At 47.7% G+C, this 20,393-nt stretch carries 18 protein-coding genes and 1 pseudogene; 13 read left to right on the top strand and 6 right to left on the bottom strand.

Translation table 11 applies throughout. The features are described from left to right. Positions 1 to 114 precede the first annotated feature (114 nt). Both UL82_RS09230 and UL82_RS09225 read right to left on the bottom strand, forming a co-directional pair. Positions 115 to 360 (bottom strand): annotated as a pseudogene (locus UL82_RS09230) (LLM class flavin-dependent oxidoreductase); the annotation flags it as partial. 262 nt (positions 361 to 622) lie between these two features. Then, complete coding sequence (locus UL82_RS09225; protein ID WP_046440597.1) at positions 623 to 1,234, bottom strand: superoxide dismutase family protein; 612 nt, start codon at positions 1,232 to 1,234, stop codon at positions 623 to 625. Between the two features lie 801 nt (positions 1,235 to 2,035). Here UL82_RS09225 and UL82_RS09220 point away from each other — a divergent pair. Both UL82_RS09220 and UL82_RS09215 read left to right on the top strand, forming a co-directional pair. Further along, positions 2,036 to 3,385: a hypothetical protein gene (locus tag UL82_RS09220; RefSeq protein ID WP_126363906.1), complete on the top strand. Its 1,350-nt coding sequence runs from the start codon at positions 2,036 to 2,038 to the stop codon at positions 3,383 to 3,385. A gap of 89 nt (positions 3,386 to 3,474) precedes the next feature. Continuing rightward, positions 3,475 to 3,777, top strand: a complete 303-nt coding sequence (locus tag UL82_RS09215) for a hypothetical protein (RefSeq protein ID WP_126316653.1) — start codon at positions 3,475 to 3,477, stop codon at positions 3,775 to 3,777. Between the two features lie 12 nt (positions 3,778 to 3,789). On the opposite strand, the gene UL82_RS09210 is transcribed toward UL82_RS09215, so the two are convergent. Continuing rightward, positions 3,790 to 4,290, bottom strand: a complete 501-nt coding sequence (locus UL82_RS09210) for a phosphoribosyltransferase (protein WP_046440591.1) — start codon at positions 4,288 to 4,290, stop codon at positions 3,790 to 3,792. 175 nt (positions 4,291 to 4,465) lie between these two features. Between UL82_RS09210 and clpB the strand changes: the two genes are divergently transcribed. The 7 genes from clpB (at position 4,466) to fbaA (ending at position 13,361) form a co-directional block, all read left to right on the top strand. Next, the gene (gene clpB, locus UL82_RS09205) at positions 4,466 to 7,018 is read left to right on the top strand and encodes an ATP-dependent chaperone ClpB (protein ID WP_046440588.1); all 2,553 of its coding nucleotides are present in this window, start codon (positions 4,466 to 4,468) and stop codon (positions 7,016 to 7,018) included. Positions 7,019 to 7,169: 151 nt separating this feature from the next. Next, positions 7,170 to 8,009 carry a sulfurtransferase gene (locus tag UL82_RS09200; protein WP_046440586.1) on the top strand — a complete coding sequence of 280 codons (840 nt, stop codon included), beginning with the start codon at positions 7,170 to 7,172 and terminating at the stop codon, positions 8,007 to 8,009. A gap of 112 nt (positions 8,010 to 8,121) precedes the next feature. Further along, positions 8,122 to 9,468 carry a type III secretion system chaperone family protein gene (locus tag UL82_RS09195; RefSeq protein ID WP_052735941.1) on the top strand — a complete coding sequence of 449 codons (1,347 nt, stop codon included), beginning with the start codon at positions 8,122 to 8,124 and terminating at the stop codon, positions 9,466 to 9,468. An 86-nt stretch (positions 9,469 to 9,554) separates the two neighbouring features. Further along, the gene (pyrE, locus tag UL82_RS09190) at positions 9,555 to 10,103 is read left to right on the top strand and encodes an orotate phosphoribosyltransferase (protein ID WP_046440584.1); all 549 of its coding nucleotides are present in this window, start codon (positions 9,555 to 9,557) and stop codon (positions 10,101 to 10,103) included. Further along, positions 10,096 to 10,773 (top strand): TrmH family RNA methyltransferase, encoded by a 678-nt coding sequence (locus tag UL82_RS09185; protein WP_395922971.1) that lies wholly within the window; start codon positions 10,096 to 10,098, stop codon positions 10,771 to 10,773. Before pyrE ends, UL82_RS09185 begins: the two co-directional genes overlap by 8 nt. Positions 10,774 to 10,911: 138 nt before the next feature. Then, positions 10,912 to 12,072 (top strand): glycoside hydrolase family 76 protein, encoded by a 1,161-nt coding sequence (locus UL82_RS09180; protein WP_046440582.1) that lies wholly within the window; start codon positions 10,912 to 10,914, stop codon positions 12,070 to 12,072. Positions 12,073 to 12,326: 254 nt separating this feature from the next. Beyond that, on the top strand, positions 12,327 to 13,361 hold the full coding sequence (gene fbaA / locus UL82_RS09175; protein ID WP_046440581.1) for a class II fructose-bisphosphate aldolase: 1,035 nt from the start codon (positions 12,327 to 12,329) through the stop codon (positions 13,359 to 13,361). Between the two features lie 103 nt (positions 13,362 to 13,464). Here fbaA and UL82_RS11190 read toward each other — a convergent pair whose 3' ends face one another. Both UL82_RS11190 and UL82_RS09170 read right to left on the bottom strand, forming a co-directional pair. Next, a complete protein-coding gene (locus tag UL82_RS11190) occupies positions 13,465 to 13,638 on the bottom strand; it encodes a hypothetical protein (protein WP_158407834.1) in 174 nt (57 codons plus the stop codon). Continuing rightward, positions 13,635 to 13,916, bottom strand: coding sequence for a hypothetical protein (locus UL82_RS09170; protein ID WP_046440579.1), 282 nt, complete (start codon positions 13,914 to 13,916; stop codon positions 13,635 to 13,637). The genes UL82_RS11190 and UL82_RS09170 overlap by 4 nt, the downstream gene beginning before the upstream one ends. 473 nt (positions 13,917 to 14,389) lie before the next feature. Between UL82_RS09170 and UL82_RS09165 the strand changes: the two genes are divergently transcribed. Together UL82_RS09165 and UL82_RS09160 are read left to right on the top strand one after the other, a co-directional pair. Beyond that, positions 14,390 to 15,553 carry an FUSC family protein gene (locus tag UL82_RS09165; protein ID WP_232009480.1) on the top strand — a complete coding sequence of 388 codons (1,164 nt, stop codon included), beginning with the start codon at positions 14,390 to 14,392 and terminating at the stop codon, positions 15,551 to 15,553. Positions 15,554 to 15,712: 159 nt separating this feature from the next. Beyond that, positions 15,713 to 16,885, top strand: a complete 1,173-nt coding sequence (locus tag UL82_RS09160) for an FUSC family protein (protein WP_046440577.1) — start codon at positions 15,713 to 15,715, stop codon at positions 16,883 to 16,885. Positions 16,886 to 16,898: 13 nt separating this feature from the next. Here the strand turns inward: UL82_RS09160 and UL82_RS09155 are convergent, their stop codons facing one another. Continuing rightward, on the bottom strand, positions 16,899 to 17,723 hold the full coding sequence (locus UL82_RS09155) for a hypothetical protein (RefSeq protein WP_046440575.1): 825 nt from the start codon (positions 17,721 to 17,723) through the stop codon (positions 16,899 to 16,901). 191 nt (positions 17,724 to 17,914) lie between these two features. Between UL82_RS09155 and UL82_RS09150 the strand changes: the two genes are divergently transcribed. Further along, the gene (locus UL82_RS09150) at positions 17,915 to 19,204 is read left to right on the top strand and encodes an adenylosuccinate synthase (RefSeq protein ID WP_046440573.1); all 1,290 of its coding nucleotides are present in this window, start codon (positions 17,915 to 17,917) and stop codon (positions 19,202 to 19,204) included. Continuing rightward, positions 19,204 to 20,385, top strand: a complete 1,182-nt coding sequence (gene purT, locus UL82_RS09145) for a formate-dependent phosphoribosylglycinamide formyltransferase (protein ID WP_046440571.1) — start codon at positions 19,204 to 19,206, stop codon at positions 20,383 to 20,385. The genes UL82_RS09150 and purT overlap by 1 nt, the downstream gene beginning before the upstream one ends. Positions 20,386 to 20,393: the final 8 nt, after the last annotated feature.

The following is a 20,393-nucleotide window of genomic DNA, read 5'->3' as shown; positions in this document are numbered from 1 at the left end:
ACGCGAAGAGCCCGTAGCCGGCCCCGGCGAGGCCAGCGCCGACCACGAGCCACCGGCCGATGCCGAGCCACACGCTCCCGTCCACGTCCAGCGCCATAACTCAGACATGCGCTAGCGTAAATCAATAACTCCGGTACCTACTTCAATGTGTTGCGTACGCGCAGCGATTGCCGAAAGTAGTGGAATAGGTGCGGCACCTTGTGGAGCGAAGTGGTGGATACGAAAATATGCGCCATTGACACCAATCTCATCGGCGGCTACGGAAATTTCTACGGCTTGTTGGAGCACATCTTTTGCGGATAACCCAGGCTGACCTGGAAGCGAATAATGGCCAAAACTGAGGAAACCAAAATATTTCATACACCTACCCTAGCGAAAAATGCCCAGGTAGTAGATGTAATATCGGATGATGAGTGAATAAAAAAGAATTATCTAGGCTTTATTATTAACTTGACCGATGTGAGACAAAAAGTGTGCAGTATGAATATTGTTGCTGCTTTGTTGACGGTATGGGCTAATGGATGGGTTTGAGTAGGTAAAAACCCGCGCACATATCCGAACGTAGAAGTTTTATGCACGGGTTTACTGCCTTTCGGTATGTACCGGCAGTTGTAGAAGTCTGTTATTTCTTGCTAATTACACCGCAGGCGATACGTGCGCCGGCATCACCAGTTTTGAGAGTTTCTTCATCTGGACCATCAGGGGCGTAACGCTTTGGGATATTGGCGTAGTTGTCGCGTCCTTCATGAACGATCAGGGCTGTGCCTTCGGTACCAAAAAGTAGTTGCTCATCAACGGCATCGGTGATTACCTCAAGATGTCCGGTTCCATCTGCATTAATGAGTAGGGAAGGAAGATCGCCTGCGTGTGGATGATAGCCATCACCATGCGGCTGGTTCATGCCATGGAGGTGTCCGCCAGCAGATTTAAAATCGCCTTCGCAGACTGCCTTGCTATGGATATGGAATCCGTGGAAACCCGGAGTAAGCCCTTTTGCTGCTACAGTAATTTTGGTGCCTGCATCGGTTTCGGTGAACTCAACTGTTCCTACGCCTTCACCGGATTGGTTTTTTAGTTCGGCGGTGGCAAAAGCGTGCGAGTTGGTTGCCGTGGGGGTCATTGCTTTGTCCTCGGCAACCTCTGTTGTGGTTGAGTTTGAGCAAGCACTGAGTACTGCAATGCTTGAAACTCCTACTAGTGCCACTGCAGTGCGGAGCGTCAATGTGAGGGACATGTGTTCCTTTCGTGGAAATTACCTAGTAAAGGCCTAACCATGATTGTGGTTGGCGAGACAGTATGCGCGTGTGCGGTAACTGCGGGATATATTGTAGCGAAAACTGAGAATTGTATGTATTTTTCATTATTCACTGTTTTAATATTGAAAAATATCTTCCCCTGAACTGCATGTTTATTGTTGGCAATTTTTATCTACTGAGAAAAAGGTTAAAAATATAGGCAAAAACGTTATAACAGGGGGATATTGATTGGTGTTTCATTGTCTTGGTTGAACAAGTTTCGTTTCGCTGTTTGAACGGGCTGTAGTGTGCTGGCGGCGATACTTGTTGGGTGGTTGAATATTTATGTTTGTAGAAGGAAGCCCATTTTTTATTTTGTAAATGGTGGGTAACTTGTGCCCGTTATCTACTTAAGGTCCGGTCTGTAGAGGTAAAAGTAAAATGTAAAGAGTAAATGGAAAGAGGGTAGGATTGCTAAGTCTTTTAGTTAATATCCCTGAACTGTAGCTTTGCTATTTTAGGCTAGGGTGAAACTTTCAGCCGTGGTTAATAACCTGTGGGGGAAATGTCTGAAAGTGGTGGGTTATTGAGGTTTGTACAAATGTATTATTGATGCCCCTTAAGTGTTTGTAGATAACAGTGGACTAAATAGGGGTGGAAAGCAAAAAGTTCTATCATGATATCCTGATTTCATATACCTTAAGTCTTATATTGGCGGGTCAGTAGCTATATGAAGTAGCACATTTACGATTTTATGCACTGCGATACCGAAGACAATATAAGCAAAAGAGGTGTATTCCATGACGCCGACACCAATGTCGCGCATCGTCATTGTAAAGCGGGATATGTGGGAAAACGATGCCTACACCGGTGAACAAAGCCTATATAGTTATGAAGAACTTTTTAGTGGGCTAGGCCATGAGTGTGTCGATAGATGGGCATGGATTATCCATGATGGTTTTGGGGTGGAATCGCATGTCCATATCGCAGTTAAGGCTAAAGATAAACCACGCAGTGTAAGCGAATGGGAAGAGATTTTTCACGGGGCACAGGTTCAGTTAGATAATACGGGTTCTTTTGCGCGAGTTATTGAGCATATGCTGCACGAGGATGCAGTCTCGATATTGGCGAAACGACGAATTTATCCACGGACACGCATTCATACCAATGAAGGATGGGATTGGCAGCAGGAGTACGATGAGTTTCTACTTCATCGTGGTACTGATGATCCACAGACTATGTTGGCGCGATGGGAAGCGGAATTACGAGAAGACACCGAGCCGGTTGGGGAGTTTCATCAGGTATGGGATGATTTTTTTGATTCAGATGAAGCACCGGCGGCTATCCGGATGAATTACTTCATCCAGGCGGATATGCGGTGTGTTCATCAGCTGGCATTTTTAATTAGTGTTATTGAATCCCTTTACGGAAATAAAGGCGTTTTTTGGGTTGGTGGGCGCATTGATAGCCGTAAGCAGCGTCCATTTATTTCGGAGCCAGTATCGGATTTTCGTCGTCGCTTGAATCAATATCGGGGTGAGGCAACGGTGGTCTGGTTGAATATGAAATCTGAGCATGCTGGTACCTGTGGTAAGGAAAATTGCTGTAGTGATAACCATGACTACCAATCGGTTGAATATGCCCATGAGTATTCGCCGGCAGATATTGCGCGGCAATTGGGTGAAGAATCGGTTGTTTCTCTTTTTTCTATGCAACCTTGTCTGGGGCATCCGATCGTAGAACGTTTATCACAGCGGATGAATATTGTGGTTTCGTGTAATCCGATTGAGCGTTTTATTGAAGATTTGGCACAGGTATATACCCGAGCTGGTATTGACCCAGAACTTGCCTATGAGCAATTTCAGATTGCTATGCGTTCGGATCAAGATGAATTTGTGCTAGAAACTGTCCAGCCGGCTATTGATGATCCGGTAGATAACACTGGTATGAATGTTAAGCGTCATTATGAAGTGGTAGCGAGATTACCCTTGGTGCAACGTCCGTTTGAGGAGACTGGAAATTTTCATGCGCACAGTTCTAAGAGCCTAGAGATTATTAACCTTAAACTTTTGTTGCCGCTTTTTAAGCTAGCGAATGCTTTGCGCTCTAAATATTTTGGTGATGATGGAGATCTGCGCAAGATTGATTAAGAGTATTAGGTTCGCCAAGGACACCCTAATGAAGGGGTGCCTTGGCAAGTAATGCCTACCCTTTTTCCGTATCGGTTTACTCTGGGGGTATGGGAAAGAAAAAGCGCGCAAAGTATGCACAGCAATTGGTGGGAAAAAATTCTGCCCGAGCTGGCAAAGTGCGACTTGATTCTTGGGAAGGCGGCAAACCTTATATTGTTTTCGAAGGTCGACGTGCCAGTGAGGAGCGTCCGATTAATCCCTTAGGTATGAAGATTAAAAAGAAGTGCTGCCGTAGGAATCCACGGTGTATTAATTGTCCGGTGGTGTATTCTCGCATGTCCAAGCAGGGTGCGTGGGCTGCAGATAAAATTATCGGCGCCGCACACATTGAAGATATGCGACACCGATAGGCTTATGGCTAGTTAGCTAGCAGTAACAGGTGGTTGATCAGACCATGGGAAAACAATCCACTCATCGGTGTGTTTCCATACATAGTCGGGCGATACTACTGAACGGCTCTTGGCATAGATCACCGCGGAGCGAACCTCGGAGCTGTGCTTGCTGAGAAGTTTAAGAACCAAATCAAGGGTGCGGCCAGAATCGGCGACATCATCGACGACAAGTACTTTACGATTAGTGAGCGAATTAATATCTAATAGTGGCTCAAGCAGAACTGGATCTGGCAGAGTCTCATTAACGTCGGTGTAGAACTCGACATTGATAGCGTCAGAAAGCTTTATGCCCATGGAATAGGACAGGGCGCCAGCTGGCACGAGACCGCCGCGTGCGACGGCGACAATAATGTCTGGAATAAAGCCAGAATCAACAACAGCCTGGGCTAACTCGCGGTTTGCTTTGCCAAAACCATCCCAGGTGAGAATTTCCTTATTTTCAAGATCAAGTGAATCTGCGTGATAAGCCATGTTCCTACTCTAGTCCTTTGCAGTACCCTCTAAGCAACCTCTTGAACTATGGATGCTTGTCGACGGAAAAACTATGCTAAAAAACTTTTTTAAAGTTGAGTGGAACAAACTCAACTTGCTGTGCGTTATAACTGATAGCTGAACAACAAAAGTACAGCATATGAAAGGAAAAATTATGAACTCTTTTAACCCCACAACAAAGACCCAAGAAGTAGTGCAGCAGGCTTTACAGAGTGCTTCTGCAAAAGGGAATCCGGATATTCGTCCGGAACATTTATTAGTAGCCTTGCTTAGTCAAGAAGATGGCATTGCTATCCCAGTTTTACGTGCTACTGGTGTTGATCCAGATGTAGTGCGTGGGGAGGCAGTAGCACTCGTCGATAAGTTACCTAAAGCACAGGGAGCTAATTTAACAAACCCTACATTTAACCGTGATGCATTAAACGCCTTAACCGCAGCGCAAGAATTAGCGGGCGAATTAGGCGATGAATATGTTTCTACTGAGGTACTGCTTGCCGCCATTGCGCGTGGTACCAATGAAGCTGCTGAGCTTTTGACCAAGCGCGGTGCTACCTATGATGCGATTAAGGCAGTTTTTCCATCGGTGCGTGGGAATAAGAAGGTAACTAGCCAAGATCCAGAAGCGCAGTTTCAAGCATTAGAGAAATATTCCACTGATCTCACCGCGCGAGCACGCGAAGGAAAGATTGATCCGGTAATTGGGCGTGATCAAGAAATTCGGCGTGTGGTACAAGTGCTGAGCCGTCGTACCAAGAACAACCCAGTTCTTATTGGCGAGCCGGGTGTGGGTAAAACCGCCATTGTAGAAGGCCTTGCGCGGCGTATTGTGGCAGGAGATGTGCCAGAATCCTTGCAGGGAAAAACACTTATTTCTCTCGATTTAGGCTCGATGGTTGCCGGTGCGAAATATCGTGGTGAGTTTGAGGAGCGACTTAAAGCTGTTTTAGATGAGATTAAACAAGCCGATGGCGAAGTGATTACGTTTATCGACGAGCTGCACACCATTGTTGGTGCCGGTGCTACCGGTGAGTCAGCCATGGATGCGGGCAATATGATTAAACCTTTGCTTGCTAGGGGTGAATTGCGCTTAGTCGGTGCTACTACCTTGGATGAGTACCGTAAATACATCGAAAAAGATGCTGCGTTGGAGCGTCGTTTTCAGCAAGTATTTGTCGGGGAACCTTCGTTAGAAGATGCGATTGGTATTTTGCGTGGTCTCAAAGAACGCTATGAGGTACACCATGGTGTGCGCATTCAAGATTCCGCCCTGGTAGCTGCTGCTACCTTGTCGGATCGTTATATCACCTCTCGGTTCTTACCAGATAAAGCTATTGACTTAGTTGATGAAGCAGCTTCCCGTTTGCGCATGGAGATTGATTCTTCACCGCAGGAAATTGACGAACTAGAACGCATTGTGCGGCGTTTAGAAATTGAGGAGATGGCATTAGAAAAAGAAACTGATGCTGCTTCTCAAGATCGGTTGGTGAAGCTTCGCCAAGAGCTTGCTGATGAACGGGAAACCCTTGGCGAATTGATTGCTAGGTGGAATAACGAGAAATCGGCCATCGAAAAGGTTCGAGAGATCAAAGAAGAATTAGAGAATCTACGCTCTGAATCTGAGATCGCCGAACGTGAGGGCGATTATGGTCGTGTGGCTGAGCTTCGTTATGGACGTATCCCAGAGCTGGAAAAACAGGTGGCAGAAGCAGAAGAACATTCTGTAGAAACCACCATGCTCAGTGAGGAAGTCACCCCAGATACTATTGCTGAGGTTGTTTCCGCATGGACAGGTATTCCAGCGGGAAAGATGCTCCAAGGCGAAACCGAGAAGCTGCTGAATATGGAGCAGGTTTTAGGTCATCGCGTGGTTGGTCAGCATCAGGCTGTGCAAGCAGTATCGGATGCGGTCCGTCGAGCACGCGCAGGTGTTGCCGATCCACATCGTCCTACCGGTTCCTTCCTCTTTTTAGGGCCAACCGGAGTAGGTAAAACAGAGCTGGCTAAATCTTTGGCTGAGTTTATGTTTGATGATGAACGCGCCATGGTTCGCATTGATATGTCTGAGTTTGGCGAAAAGCACTCTGTGGCACGCCTAGTTGGTGCCCCTCCAGGATATGTGGGTTACGACCAAGGCGGTCAGCTTACCGAGGCCGTTCGCCGTCGCCCATATACGGTAGTGCTTTTTGACGAAGTAGAAAAAGCGCATCCGGATGTTTTTGATATTCTCTTGCAGGTTTTGGACGAGGGTCGGCTTACCGATGGGCAGGGCAGGACAGTAGATTTCCGAAATACGGTGCTGATCTTGACCTCGAATCTCGGTGCTGGTGGTACTGAAGAACAGATGATGGAAGCAGTACGCCACGCCTTTAAACCAGAGTTTATTAACCGACTCGACGATGTTGTTATCTTTGATCCGCTTTCTGCAGAACAACTAACAAGCATTGTAGATATTCAGGTGCGTGATCTTGCTCGGCGTCTAGAATCACGACGACTTGGATTACGGGTCTCTGATGCAGCGAAACTATGGTTAGGTGAGCGCGGTTATGAACCTGCCTATGGGGCTCGTCCATTGCGTCGTTTGATTCAAAAAGAAATTGGCGACCAACTAGCTAAGCAACTACTGGGCGGGCAGATCCATGATGGCGATACCGTTCATGTTGATGTAGCTGATGGTGGGCACAAGCTTGATATCAGTGCACAGCGTTAATCATAAATAACGTATTAGTTTGTCAAAGGCACTGTGACCAATTGGGCACAGTGCCTTTTTGCTGCTTATAAAACCAGGATTAACTGAGAAAATTAAGAAAATGAGTTCTTTCGCGGCAACCTCATCGGATTAAAACGATAGAATCGATACTATGACTAACCACACCATTACGGCTCAGGAACTATCCGAACGCATTAAAGCAGGTAAGAAGCAGGTTATTCTGGCCTGCTTATGGTCTGGGGAAGAACATGGCGGCTATGACCAATACAATTCGGGGCATATTCCAACCGCTTTGTTCTGTGACCCAGCAAATGCACTAGCGGGAACTCCAAGTTCAACTACAGGGCGTAATCCACTACCAGATAGGGATTACCTAAATAGGTGGATTAATCGTTGGGGGCTTAGCGGAGATCGTCAGATTGTGGTGTATGACAATCATCGTGGATATTTCGCCGCACGAGCATGGTGGATTTTAAAATGGGCCGGCATTGAAGACGTTGTTATTCTCGACGGCGGGCAGCGCGCCTGGCAGAAACTCGATGAGGAAATCGTCGGCGGACCAGGAAATATCACCGGTAACTCCACCATTCGCGCTAATCTAGGGATGCTGCCTACCGCAACTATCGAAGATGTTAAGCAACATAAGGGCATTTTGCTTGACACCCGCGAATCCAATCGTTTCTCCGGGCGTAAAGAAAACCTAGATTTAAAAGCCGGACATATCCCAGGCGCAATTAACGTTCCTACCCGCGAACTTGTCGACGAAGAAGGACTATTTAAAACTGCCGAAGAACTGCGTGAAATTTTTGCGCAGAAGGGCATTACCGCTGACACTATCGACGATGTGATTATTTATTCTGGCTCCGGAAACCACTCGGCATTATCCATTATCGCAATGAACATTGCCGGTATCGGTACTCCGCGCCATTATATTGGTGGCTGGTCGCAGTGGTGCGCCAATCCAAAGAACCCAGTAGAAACTGGTTTCTAAGAAAATCAGGAAGATAAGTAACTAAAAGCCAGCTATTTTTGCGTATGCGAGTAGCTGGTTTTGCGTTTTTATCGCCGTAGCAAGCGATGGCTAAACAGCTACACTAGAGAGCATGCTTTTTGTTCTTGCAGCTTTCATTGGCATTTTTGGCATGGCACTGTGGCTTGTCGATGCTGCCCAGCGCCGTCGCCAGCGTGAACATATCCAAGTGGAAGAAACGGGATCTTTCAAACAACACCCAATAGATTCTACGATCCCAGAAAAACCACTGGGTGGATACCACAATGATGAGTCAATTGATGCAGAATTAGAAGAACAACGTGACCAGCTACCAGAAACCACCCTCGATAAAGCAGGGGAAGGCTCGGTAATCCCGCTCAACAATCGTGATCTTAGCGATAGCGCAGAACGAGAAGATACAGTTATTACTGCTGATCCCACAGTAAATAACACCGAATCTGAGCCAGTGCTAATCGATCACCCGCGGGCAGGAACTGCTCGGCTAAGCATTCCTGGAGTTGCCAGACGATCGCGCAAACACTGGGCACAAACACACGGTTTCGAATACGTAAAAAACGATCCCTACCTCACTGATGAATGGTCGCGTGGTGCAGCAGCACATGGCGCCATTGCGCGAGATGTAGTCAGTGGTATTGCAGCCGGTCATGAAATGTATGTCTGTGATCTTAACGGGGTCACTGTTATGGCAATGCGACGCAGTACCGCTAGCGAAATAGTTATTGATGCGCGTCGGGAAACAATTGTCGATGCAACCGCTGAAGAATCTGAGGATCTTATCGCAGTGGCTACCCAGGCCGGATTTAAAATCTTTGGCAGTGAGCATGGACCAGCGCAACGCATGGTAGATATCCGCACCGGGATTGCCCTAGGGCAGTTTCCAATATCAACTAGTGCAATCTGGTTGGAATCCGAATGGGCATTAGCACAGTTTGTTAAGGGGACTGATCCTACGGATTGGGATACTGCCATGGTGCCACTTGCAGCAATAGCAGAAATTGCGCGGGTTCTTCCGCCGAACGATAAACAAGATCAGGCAGTGGATTTTGGTGAAAACGATCCCACTCGTCCACTTCCGATAGCCCCAGTAGCAGAAGAAGAAATAACTGAAGAACCGCTGCCGGTAATGCCCAAGATTGAACGAAAAGAACAAACACTTGAATTTCCTTCTCGGGCAGCTGGAATCAGTAAAGGGGTTGTAGAACCGCGTAGTATTGGCGGCGATGATGTGGCAGCTATTGCCGAGGGAACAGCGTCGATAAGCGATAGTTTTTATGGCACCCGTATGGTACGCAACTTAAGTGGAAATTCGTCAATTTTTGAGGACCTTTCCGAGGAATTGGGTACAGATCCACTGATCGAATCACGAGCTGGGAAAGGTAATGCGGCAGAGACACCTACTTTAAAAATCGTCTCTGATAATGCCGATGATCAATCTTAGTGCTCGTACCGGGTAACTTTTAGCGCAATAGGTAGCAGCAGATAATATGTGAGCAGACATAAGCAAGAAATCGGGAAAGGGCAGCAATGAGCGCTATTAATGAAGCCAAGAAAGTAGAGCTAGCTAAGTTGGTTAAAGAGCTAGCCGTGGTACATGGTGCGGTAACGCTTAGTTCTGGAAAACACGCCGATTATTATGTCGATCTTCGCCGCGCTACCTTACATGCGCAGGCATCACGACTTATTGGTGAGCTTTTGCGTGAGCTTACTAGTGATTGGGATTATGTTGCTGTGGGTGGGCTAACCTTAGGTGCTGATCCAGTAGCAACGGCCATTATGCATGCAGATGGTCCAGAAATTAATAGTTTTGTGGTACGCAAAGAAGCTAAGAAGCACGGTATGCAGCGCCGTATTGAAGGCCCTGATGTAGTGGGTAAAAAAGTTTTGGTAGTAGAAGACACTACGACGACCGGTAATTCGCCACTGACCGCCGTTGCTGCTTTAAGGGAAGCCGGGGCAGAAGTAGTAGGTGTGGCTACTGTAGTTGATCGGGCAACCGGAGCAGATACAGTTATTGCAGAAGCTGGCCTGGAATACCGCTTTGTGCTTGGTTTAAAGGATCTAGGTCTTGAGTGAAAACATAGTAAATGAACCTGTCGGCCCTACCGAATGGGGCGAAGGTCTTCATGGGGTAAAACCCTGGGCAGAAGAATACCCGACTACCCCATTGCCTACCGATGAGCGTTTCGACGCTGAACTTCTCGCTGCCGGGGATCGTCGTAACGTAGTTGATGCTTACCGCTATTGGACTCGTGCGGCGATTGTCAAGGACATTGATAGTCGCCGGCATGCGCTTCATATAGCGATTGAGAATTTTGAAAATGATGCCAATATTGGCACCGTTGTGCGCACGGCGAATGCCTTTGCGGTCAATACTGTGCATATTGTTGGCCGACGGCGTTGGAATCGCCGGGGAGCAATGGTCACTGATCGTTATCAGCATTTGCAACACCATGAGACCACCGAAGAACTGGTTACTTGGGCATTGGCGCAGGGGCTAACCGTGGTTGCTATTGATAACACGCCGGGTTCGGTGCCGTTAGAAACTGCTGAATTACCACGGGAATGCCTATTGCTTTTTGGTCAAGAAGGCCCTGGGGTAACTTTAGCTGCACGAGAAAATGCGCTTATGACTTGTTCCATTGCACAATTTGGTTCAACCCGTTCCATTAATGCGGGAGTTGCTGCTGGTATTGCCATGCATACCTGGATTCGTCAGCATGCGGATCTCGACGCAGCTTGGTAATGAGACTAGTTGCTGGAGTGTTCAGTACGGCTTAGTATCCGAGAACTTGGTACGGAAAGCCGGGCATTACCGGCTACTATGGAAGATTAAGTTCCGTGCGTGAGGGTGCGGAGAAAATACGAAGGAAACTTGGTTTTCGTGTCAGAAATTTGGATGCATCGCGCTGATCTGTCTGAACAAGCGATTAATGAACGCCATAGCTCGCGGTTATGGGGAATTCCTAAAACTAATCTTGCCGTGGTGGCCTGGCCGCCGAGTACGAAGGAAAAGCTTTTCTATCGTTGGCATTATTGGTGGCAGGCACATTATTTGGACTGTCTAGTCGATGCCACCTTGCGTCGTTCATCTAAGACTCGCAAGGCAATGATTCGCCACACCATTGCTGGTATTCGTCTGCGTAATCTAGGCAAGCTGACCAGTAATAATTATTATGACGATAAAACGTGGTTAGCCTTAGCTTTAGAACGTGCCCGTGAGGTGCAAAAAGGCCCACGGAAGTTTATTCGCACCTTAGAAGCTAATATTGGCGAAGGCGTGGATGAGTTTGCTGGTGTGTTGCCGTGGCGAACAGGAGAAAACTTTTTCAATGTTCCCACCAATGGCCCAGCGGCGATAATGTTGGCTCGTCGTGGGTTAGTCGATGAAGCCCGGCAGTTAATTGATTGGGTTTTTGAAACGCTTATCGATGAACGCGGTCTGGTCATGGATGGCGTACGTATGTCTATGCATGGCCCACAAACAGTGAAATATATTTTTCCCTATAACCAGGGAACTGTTATAGGAGCATGTGTTGAGATCGCGCTAGCGTTGCAGCAACGTGGTCAAGCAGATGAAGCGGTAGAGTACCTTTCTCACGCGAGAGCGCTTATCCATGTGGTGGCCAAGGAAATGGCTAACGATAAAGGAGTTATTGATTGGGATACCGGTGATGGTGATGGCGGGTTATTCAAAGGAATTTTGGTGCGCTATCTTGCCGATGCCGCAGTACGGTTACCCAGTGATAATGAGGCCGGTCGGGCAGCGAAAAAAATTGCGCAACGCTTGGTGATGGCTTCTGCCGAAAGCGTATGGAATCACCGCCTGGAGGTAGACGGTCTGCCGGTTTTTGCTACCGCATGGATAGAGGATGCACGTTTGCCACACAATTATGGGGTAGGAGCTTCGACAATTAGTGATCTCGTTCGGGTTGTACGTATCGACGAACGAGATTTATCTGTGCAGCTTTCCGGGTGGATGCTTATGGAAGCCGCCGCACGGTTATCGCAAGTCGAAGATGAAGCTCATAACACTAGCGAATAGTCTAGTTGGTTGTGGTGGGGTGAGTAGGTCAAGCGTCGAAAAGCGTAGCGGAGATACCAACAATTTGTTGGCTTAAGCTGACCAGTTATGCCGTTTTAGTTTCGATTATGTCTGAATCTGTGGGAAGTGTCTCTAATTTTTCGCACTTTCGACCTGTCATTTGGTCGGTGATACTGGCATAATAGAAAAGTGGGTCACATGGAAGACCATGTGCATAAAGTACACACAGTGATCTAAATCGGAGGATTAACTACATGCCTATCGCAACCCCTGAGGTCTATAACGAGATGCTTGATCGCGCTAAGGAAGGCGGTTTTGCTTTCCCTGCTATCAACTGCACCTCCTCTGAAACCATTAACGCTGCACTGAAGGGTTTTGCTGAGGCTGAGTCCGATGGCATCATTCAGTTCTCTACCGGTGGCGCAGAGTTTGGCTCCGGCTTGGCAGTAAAGAACAAGGTTAAGGGCGCGTTGGCTTTGGCTGCTTTTGCTCATGAGGCAGCAAAGAGCTACGGCATTAACGTTGCCTTGCATACCGATCACTGCCAGAAGGAAGTTCTAGACGAGTACGTTCGTCCCCTGATTGCTATTTCTCAGGAGCGCGTTGACCGCGGTGAGCTGCCTTTGTTCCAGTCTCACATGTGGGATGGTTCTGCAGTACCTATCGACGAAAACCTGGTTATCGCTCAGGAGCTACTAGAAAAGGCTCGCAAGGCTAATATCATCCTTGAGGTTGAGATTGGTGTTGTCGGCGGCGAAGAAGACGGCGTTGAGGCTAAGCACGATGCTAACCTTTACACCTCCCCAGAGGATTTCGAGAAGACTATCGACGCAATCGGCACCGGTGAAAAAGGTCGCTACCTGCTCGCTGCTACCTTCGGTAACGTACACGGCGTGTATAAGCCAGGTAACGTCCAGCTTCGTCCTGAGGTGCTACTTGAAGGCCAGAAGGTTGCTCGCAAGAAGCTTGGTCTTGATGATGCAGCTCTACCGTTCGACTTCGTTTTCCACGGTGGCTCCGGTTCCGAGAAGGAGAAGATCGAAGAAGCATTACGCTACGGTGTTATCAAGATGAATGTTGATACCGATACCCAGTACGCATTCTCTCGCCCAATCGTTGGCCACATGTTCACCAACTATGACGGTGTGCTGAAGGTTGACGGTGAAGTTGGCAACAAGAAGGCATATGATCCTCGTTCTTATATGAAGAAGGCTGAGCAGGGCATGTCTGAGCGCATTATTGAGGCTTGCCAGGATCTGCACTCTGTAGGAACCACGGTTTCTAAGTAACACAGTAACTTTTATCCAAACTAAACTCCGCCGCTTATTCATAGCGGCGGAGTTTTTTCTACCTTTTGCTTAAACGGAGCGCAGAGTCTGGTTCCTAAGAAAACTAGTTGGGAGAAGATTGTGCCACCGTGATAGTGGTAGTTAATAGCTCTTCAGTAAAAGATAGATCTTCACCATCAAGAATATCCTGAGCGGCTGCTACAGCGTTCCAGAATACTGTGCCGGTGACAACACCGACGCCGAATTTGAGATATAGCGGCGATTGTGGGGTGGTCATGGGAATATAATTCCACCACCGTGAGAACAATCTAAAAACCACACCCCGATAAGACAGGTAATTGCCATCAAGCATTCGTCGATAGGCAAAGATGAATCCCGCAGGCGGATCAATGATTCTTTGGGAAAACTAGTATTACTGAGGTCATTGACAGGAATATCTGGGTCAATAAAAGCACTGTTTCCTGTTTGATAGCGTTGAATAGTAGCGCGGGCATGCTGGTCAAACTCAACTAGTTTATCCTCGTAGCCGGTAATACTGCTTGATACGTGTTTCATGAAAACCTATTTTCAGTAGATGTACCACATTCCCTGTGGGCCAAGTTCAGGATGCCAGTTGCATCGTGCCTGCTGTGCCCAGCTGACTAATCCAGGATATCGGACATTTGAATGAAATTCTTTTTTGATAACCATTCCTACACGGACTGAAGCTGGTTAGTTCTGTAGCAATTTCTCGTTGCAGAGTACCGTTAGCTGTCCCAATTCCAATAGCTTCGTCAATGTCCAAATAGGTAGTTGTCCTTACCTGTTCTTTTAGAGGGAGCCAATGCTTATATGCTGAATGTGAGCGAGCTATTTTAAGGTTGGCAGAGGTATTTCAATTAGTTTTTTGCCCTCTGTGAGAAAACCATGGCTTTTCAATAAGCATTAATTAGAGCACTTGTTGTTTTATAAGGTTAAACTCCGTCGCTATGATAAGCGGCGGAGTTTTTGTTTGCTCACTAGCTTAGGATGCTAAAAAAGGGGGATATATGGCATTGTCATGGGAAGAAATAAAAAAGATGAACCGCTTCCGGGCGGGTTTGATGAGGCTGCGGGCAAATGCAATGTATATCGTGCAGGTTGGTATTGCAGCTGGTTTAAGCTACTGGGTGGGGTTACATATTTTTGGCCACGCTCAGCCATTTTTTGCTCCCATGTCTACTGTCATTGTTTTAAGCACGACCGGTGGTGAACGCATTCGTCGTTCCATTGAGCTGGTTCTTGGGGTAAGCATTGGTGTTGGCCTTGGCGATCTTATTATTGCCGGGGTAGGCAGTGGTGTGTGGCAGATTGCGGTAGCAGTATCTGTCTCAATCGCTTTGGCAACTGTAGTAGACAAAGGAGTATTAGTAGCTAACCAGGCGGCGTTTGCTTCAGTGCTTATTGCCACGATCTTGCCACCGGGTACTTCAGGTGGCACTGATCGAATGCTTGATGCCTTTATTGGTGGCGTGGTGGGGCTTATTGTTATTGCTATTGTTCCGGAATCGCCGTTGCGTTCTGGTCGGAGAGAAATAGCAAAAATTCTTGGTATTTCTGCTGGCGTACAGCGATCGGTAGCGAAGGCCTTGGCCAGTCAAAACGCCGATGCGATTGCTGATGCACTTACCGAGGCACGTGGAACCCAAGGACAGATTAATGCCATGATCTCGGCGGCAAATATGGGCAAAGAAAGCATTAGCACTTCACCATTATTATGGACGCAACGTCGTAGTCTGCGGTCACTGATTCGTATTTTAAATCCGGTGGATAATGTCATGCGTAATACCCGCGTATTGGCCAGACATGCCCTGATTTTAAGCGAAGATCGCGATGAAGTTAGTCCTCAACAAATTGAGTTAATTAGCCGTACCGCTGAGGCCACCGAAGCCTTAAGTCGGATGTTTTATGGAACAACGGATGTATCAGCTGCAGTTGAAACGCCGAGAATTATGCGTTTGCTGAGTGAAACTGGCAGAAATGCTTCTATAGAGCTTGTCGACGGCCGGGTGCTCAGCGCTTACGCACTTCTTGCTCAAACGCGAGCACTGATTGTTGATCTCCAACAAATCTGTGGCATGTCACGCGCATCGGCAGTATCAGGTTTGGCACCGTGCTCGGCGCACCCAGCCTCGCCGGATAAGCTATGGCGCGGAGAAAATGGTGCTTTTTAAGATTGCGATAACTCCAGGATAACAGCGTCTGATTGTCATATTATGCTCGGGTGTTGTTGTGCTTTTTACTGCATCTTTTGGTGGATATGGCTACACTATGAACGCATATGTTTTACTGCAAGGATAAAAGCATAGGGGTTACATAGGCTGAGGTTATGTATGGAGCATAAGGATAAAAATACCGAGCGTACCTTCGAGTATTTCAAAGAAGTAGAAAACTCATTAACTCAGCGGTTACAGCGGGTGCGCAATAACCTTTTATCCATTGTGCAAGGTGCTATTGCTGCTGGAATCGCCCTATGGATTGCTGCTGAAGTAGTAGGGCACCCGCGCCCTTTTTTTGCTCCTATGGCCGCACTGATTATTTTAGGGCTTTCTAGTGGTACCCGGTTAAATCGTGCCTTAGAGCTTAGTTTGGGATGTGCGCTTGGAGTAGCCTTAGGCGATTTGTTGATTATGGTTATCGGAACTGGATATTGGCAGTTATCGGTAGCGGTTTTTCTTTCTGTTCTATTGGCTAACTTTTTATCACCGAGTCAATTGTTGGTTAATCAGGTAGCAATTGGTTCGATCCTTATTTCAACAATTATTCCGCCAGGATCTGAAGATGGCTTAAACCGAGTAATTGATGCGATTGTTGGCTGCTCGGTGGGAATAGTCGTAATGGCATTACTACCGCATTCACCGCTTGCTGGAGGTCGTAGGGAAGTAGCCAAGGTACTCAGTATTGCCTCTAGTGTGCTAGCCGATGTTGCTGCGTCGTTAAGCACTGGTGATTCTGATGCAATTAATGAGGCTTTAGTTACTGTGCGCGGATCTCAATCAACTATTAATTCCATGTTGGAAGCGGCAAAATCAGGGGAAGAAGACACCCGTATTTCGCCGTTTTTGTGGGCATCACGGCGCAGAGTGCGCTCATTAGTGCGAATCTTAGCACCAGTGGACAATTCGATTCGCAATACCCGGGTGCTTGCCCGACGCGCCCAGGTGCTTATTGATGACTCTGATGTTGTTAGCGAAGACCAAATCGACATCATTGTGGAGCTATCGGATGTATCTGCAAAACTTACTAAGATTTATTTACGTCCCTGGGAAAACTCCGAGGCAGTAGAAATCCCGGAGCTAGTGCGCCGACTACGCTATTTAGGAGCACGGGCAAACCAAGATATCGCCGAAGGCGGGGTACTAAGCGCACAGGTTATTTTGGCACAGTCACGTTCCCTGATTGTGGATTTCTTACAAATTTGTGGGCTTTCTAGAGAATCAGCTTTAGCTGTGCTTGCTCCTACTTCACGTTCGCCAAAGTACCCGCCAGAAATTTGGGAAGAATAGTTTTTTAGTGTTGTTAGCGCACAATTTGTAGATCGCGCAGATGGCGGTAAAAAGTGACCCGTTCTACCGGGCGTTTTCTAGGAACTCCGTCGATGGTTATTTTTAATTCCTCGCCACCTGCTTGTAGTGCTCGTCCAGTGGCGATAGTCTGCGGATCGCTTAGCAGTGCTGGGGTGGTGTGGAAAAGTCTTTTTTTAGGGTTTTCCCCGGTTATTAAGGTGGCAGCCACGAGCCCTGGAGCATCCAGCATAGGCACGAGTCGGGCACCGAAAATACCGGTGGTTGGGGTTCGTTTACGAGATTGGTGGCGCAACAAAATATAGTCGTCGACAATTATCTCCGCGGTGATTTCACGATCCTGCCAATCACTAATATAGGCGCTACCGGCAATAGCAACCCCAGTATCATCGCGGATAAGTGGTACCGGATCAACATCGGCCTGCCGAGCGCGGGTAGCTGCACTACTTAAATCAATACCCCAATTGGTTGCAGCCACACTTTTTTTAGTAGGGATATAGCCGATATGCACCCACATCTGATCGGAGCGCATAAGTCGGGTTATCACTGCAGAAAGTGCTGCGTCGGTACCAATGACTATACAACGTAGCGTGGTATCTGGCTGTTGGGGTGCGCGCTGAGGTGTGCCAAGGTGGTCAACATGGGTAGAAGCTGCAATCTCTGCCAAACTCGGGGTGGGATCAACTGGTAATATTTCAGTTGCGATACGGTCAAGAACTTTTAATTCCCCCCGGCGAGGGATAGCGGAAAGATCATAGACCTCTTCATCAGAAAAACAAGAGAAATCGGGTTGTCCGCAGCGAAGAAAAACAGTGCGCATGAGAAGAAACTTTAGCAATTTCTCTGTTGAAGATGCGTGAGCTTTTTCATCTGGCGTGGGTGTTTTTGCGGTACCAGTTGTAAGATAGGTACTCGGCTTTTATTGGGTTGTGACTTTGGCTAATAGTGACCATGATTATGAACTAGCTAAAGTTAGAACACAGAAGAAAATGTAAGGAACGTGTTTCTGTTATGGCGGCAATCGTCATTGTTGGTGCCCAGTGGGGCGACGAAGGAAAAGGTAAGGCTACAGATATTCTTGGTGGCCTGGTCGATTATGTAGTCAAACCCAATGGCGGCAACAACGCCGGACATACTGTTGTCGTTGGCGGAGAGAAATACGAACTCAAATTATTACCCGCTGGTGTGCTGAGCGAAAATGCTGTCCCGATTCTAGGTAATGGCGTTGTTATTAACCTGGAAGCACTTTTTGAGGAAATAGATGGCCTAGAAGCGCGCGGTGCGGATGCATCGCGGTTGCGTATTTCAGCAAATGCCCATTTCGTTGCTCCCTATCATCAGGTGCTTGACCGGGTTCAGGAACGTTTTCTAGGCAAGCGTGCTATTGGTACTACTGGTCGTGGAATTGGCCCAACCTATGCCGATAAAGTATCTCGCGTTGGTATTCGGGTACAAGATATTTTCGATGAATCTATTTTGCGTCAAAAAATCTCCAGCGCACTGGATGTGAAAAATCAGATTCTGGTGAAGATGTACAACCGCCAGGCCATTGAGGTCGAAGAAATGGTGCAGTACTTCCTTTCCTATGCGGATCGTCTTCGCCCTATGGTTGTTGATGCCGAGCTCATGTTAAATAAAGCTCTCGACGAGGGAAAACATGTGCTGATGGAAGGTGGCCAGGCCACCATGCTCGATGTCGATCACGGCACCTATCCTTTTGTTACCTCCTCAAATCCCACTGCTGGTGGCGCATGCGTAGGTTCTGGTATTGGACCAACAAAAATCACTAGTTCTTTGGGTATTATCAAGGCCTACACTACCCGGGTGGGAGCAGGACCATTCCCAACCGAACTTTTCGATAAATGGGGCGAGTACCTCCAGGTTACTGGTGGCGAAATTGGTGTAAATACTGGCCGCAAGCGCCGCTGCGGTTGGTACGATTCCGTGATTGCTCGCTATGCTTCCCGAGTTAATGGTTTTACCGATCTTTTCTTAACCAAACTTGATGTGCTTACTGGTATTGGTGAGATTCCTATTTGCGTGGCCTATGACGTTGATGGCGTACGCCATGAGGAAATGCCACTAACCCAGTCTGAGTTCCACCACGCGGTACCGATCTATGAGACCATGCCAGCGTGGGAGGAAGATATTACCGAGTGCACAACTTTTGCCGAACTGCCAGAAAAAGCACAAGCCTATGTGCGTCGTTTAGAAGAGCTTTCTGGTTGCCGAATCTCTTATATCGGCGTAGGACCAGGACGGGATCAAACCATTGTTATGCACGATGTCATGGATAGCTAATGCAACTTGAGGTTTTACGTACGGCAAGCAGTAACCGACCTACTCGAGTACTTATTTTAGGCGCTGGGGAACTAGCTAAAGAAGTCGCTATTGCCTTTCATAATTTGGGAGTAGAAGTTCATATCGCAGATGAATCGGCTGCGGGGTTAGCTGCTCATGTGGCAAAACATAGCTACGCTATTGATTTGTTAGCTCCGCAGGAAGTAGTAGCTGTGGTCAAACAGGTGCAACCTGATGTGGTGGTGCCGATGACAGAACGGATTAGCAGTGCTGCTTTAACCGAGATCGGTACCTATATTTCTGTGGTACCGCATTCTGCAACCGCTGCGGCAGCACTCAATCGGGAAGTTGTACGCGCCATGGCTAGCGATCTAGGCCTGCCTATGAGCAAATGGCGAGTGGTTGGCAGCCGGGAAGAATACCTGAGTGCGGTAGAAGAGATGGGCTATCCTTGTGTGACCAAGCCGGTTAATTCTACTACTGGGCGAGGCAATGCGATTATTTCTTCTGCTGCTGATAGGGAGCTAGGTTGGGCGTATGCCGGTGATGATCGTGTAATCGTAGAGCGCTTTGTGGATTTCGATGTAGAGATTACTTTGCTGGTTGCGCGTTCAATTAACCCAGAAACTGGCGAGCTAGCTACCTGGTTCTGTGAGCCAATTGGGCATCGCAATGTTGCCGGACAGCTTGTTGAGGCCTGGCAGCCGCTCGATATTTCTTCGACAGCGCTAGACAACGCTCGCTCGGTGGCCGCCCGGATTAGCAATGCTATTGGCGGTCAAGGCCTTTTTGGGGTGGAGATCTTTGTCTCCGGAGATGATGTTTATTTCTCTGGGATTTCTTCGCGTCCACACCACACGGGACTAGTTACCTTGGCTACCCAGAGGTTTAACCAATTTGAATTGCATGCGCGCGCCATTTTAGGCCTACCTTTGGATGTTACTGTTACCTCTCCTGGGGCATGCGCGGTAGTAACCTCCCAGATTGATACCGATAATGCAGGTATTGCTGGACTTGGTTTTGCCCTTGCCGTACCAGAATCAGATGTGCGCATTTTTGCTAAAGATTCTGCCTTTATCGGCCGCCGCATGGCTATTGCCTTAACCACTGCGGAGACCGTCTCCCAGGCGCGTCACCGTGCCTCGGAAGCAGCTTCGTATCTCAAAGTCGTTGAAGCTTAAAATTTGAG

Source organism: Corynebacterium kutscheri (assembly GCF_000980835.1).
Classification (GTDB): domain Bacteria; phylum Actinomycetota; class Actinomycetes; order Mycobacteriales; family Mycobacteriaceae; genus Corynebacterium; species Corynebacterium kutscheri.
The sequence above is the reverse complement of the archived record's forward strand: the minus strand, read 5'-3'. Positions and strand labels throughout refer to the sequence as shown.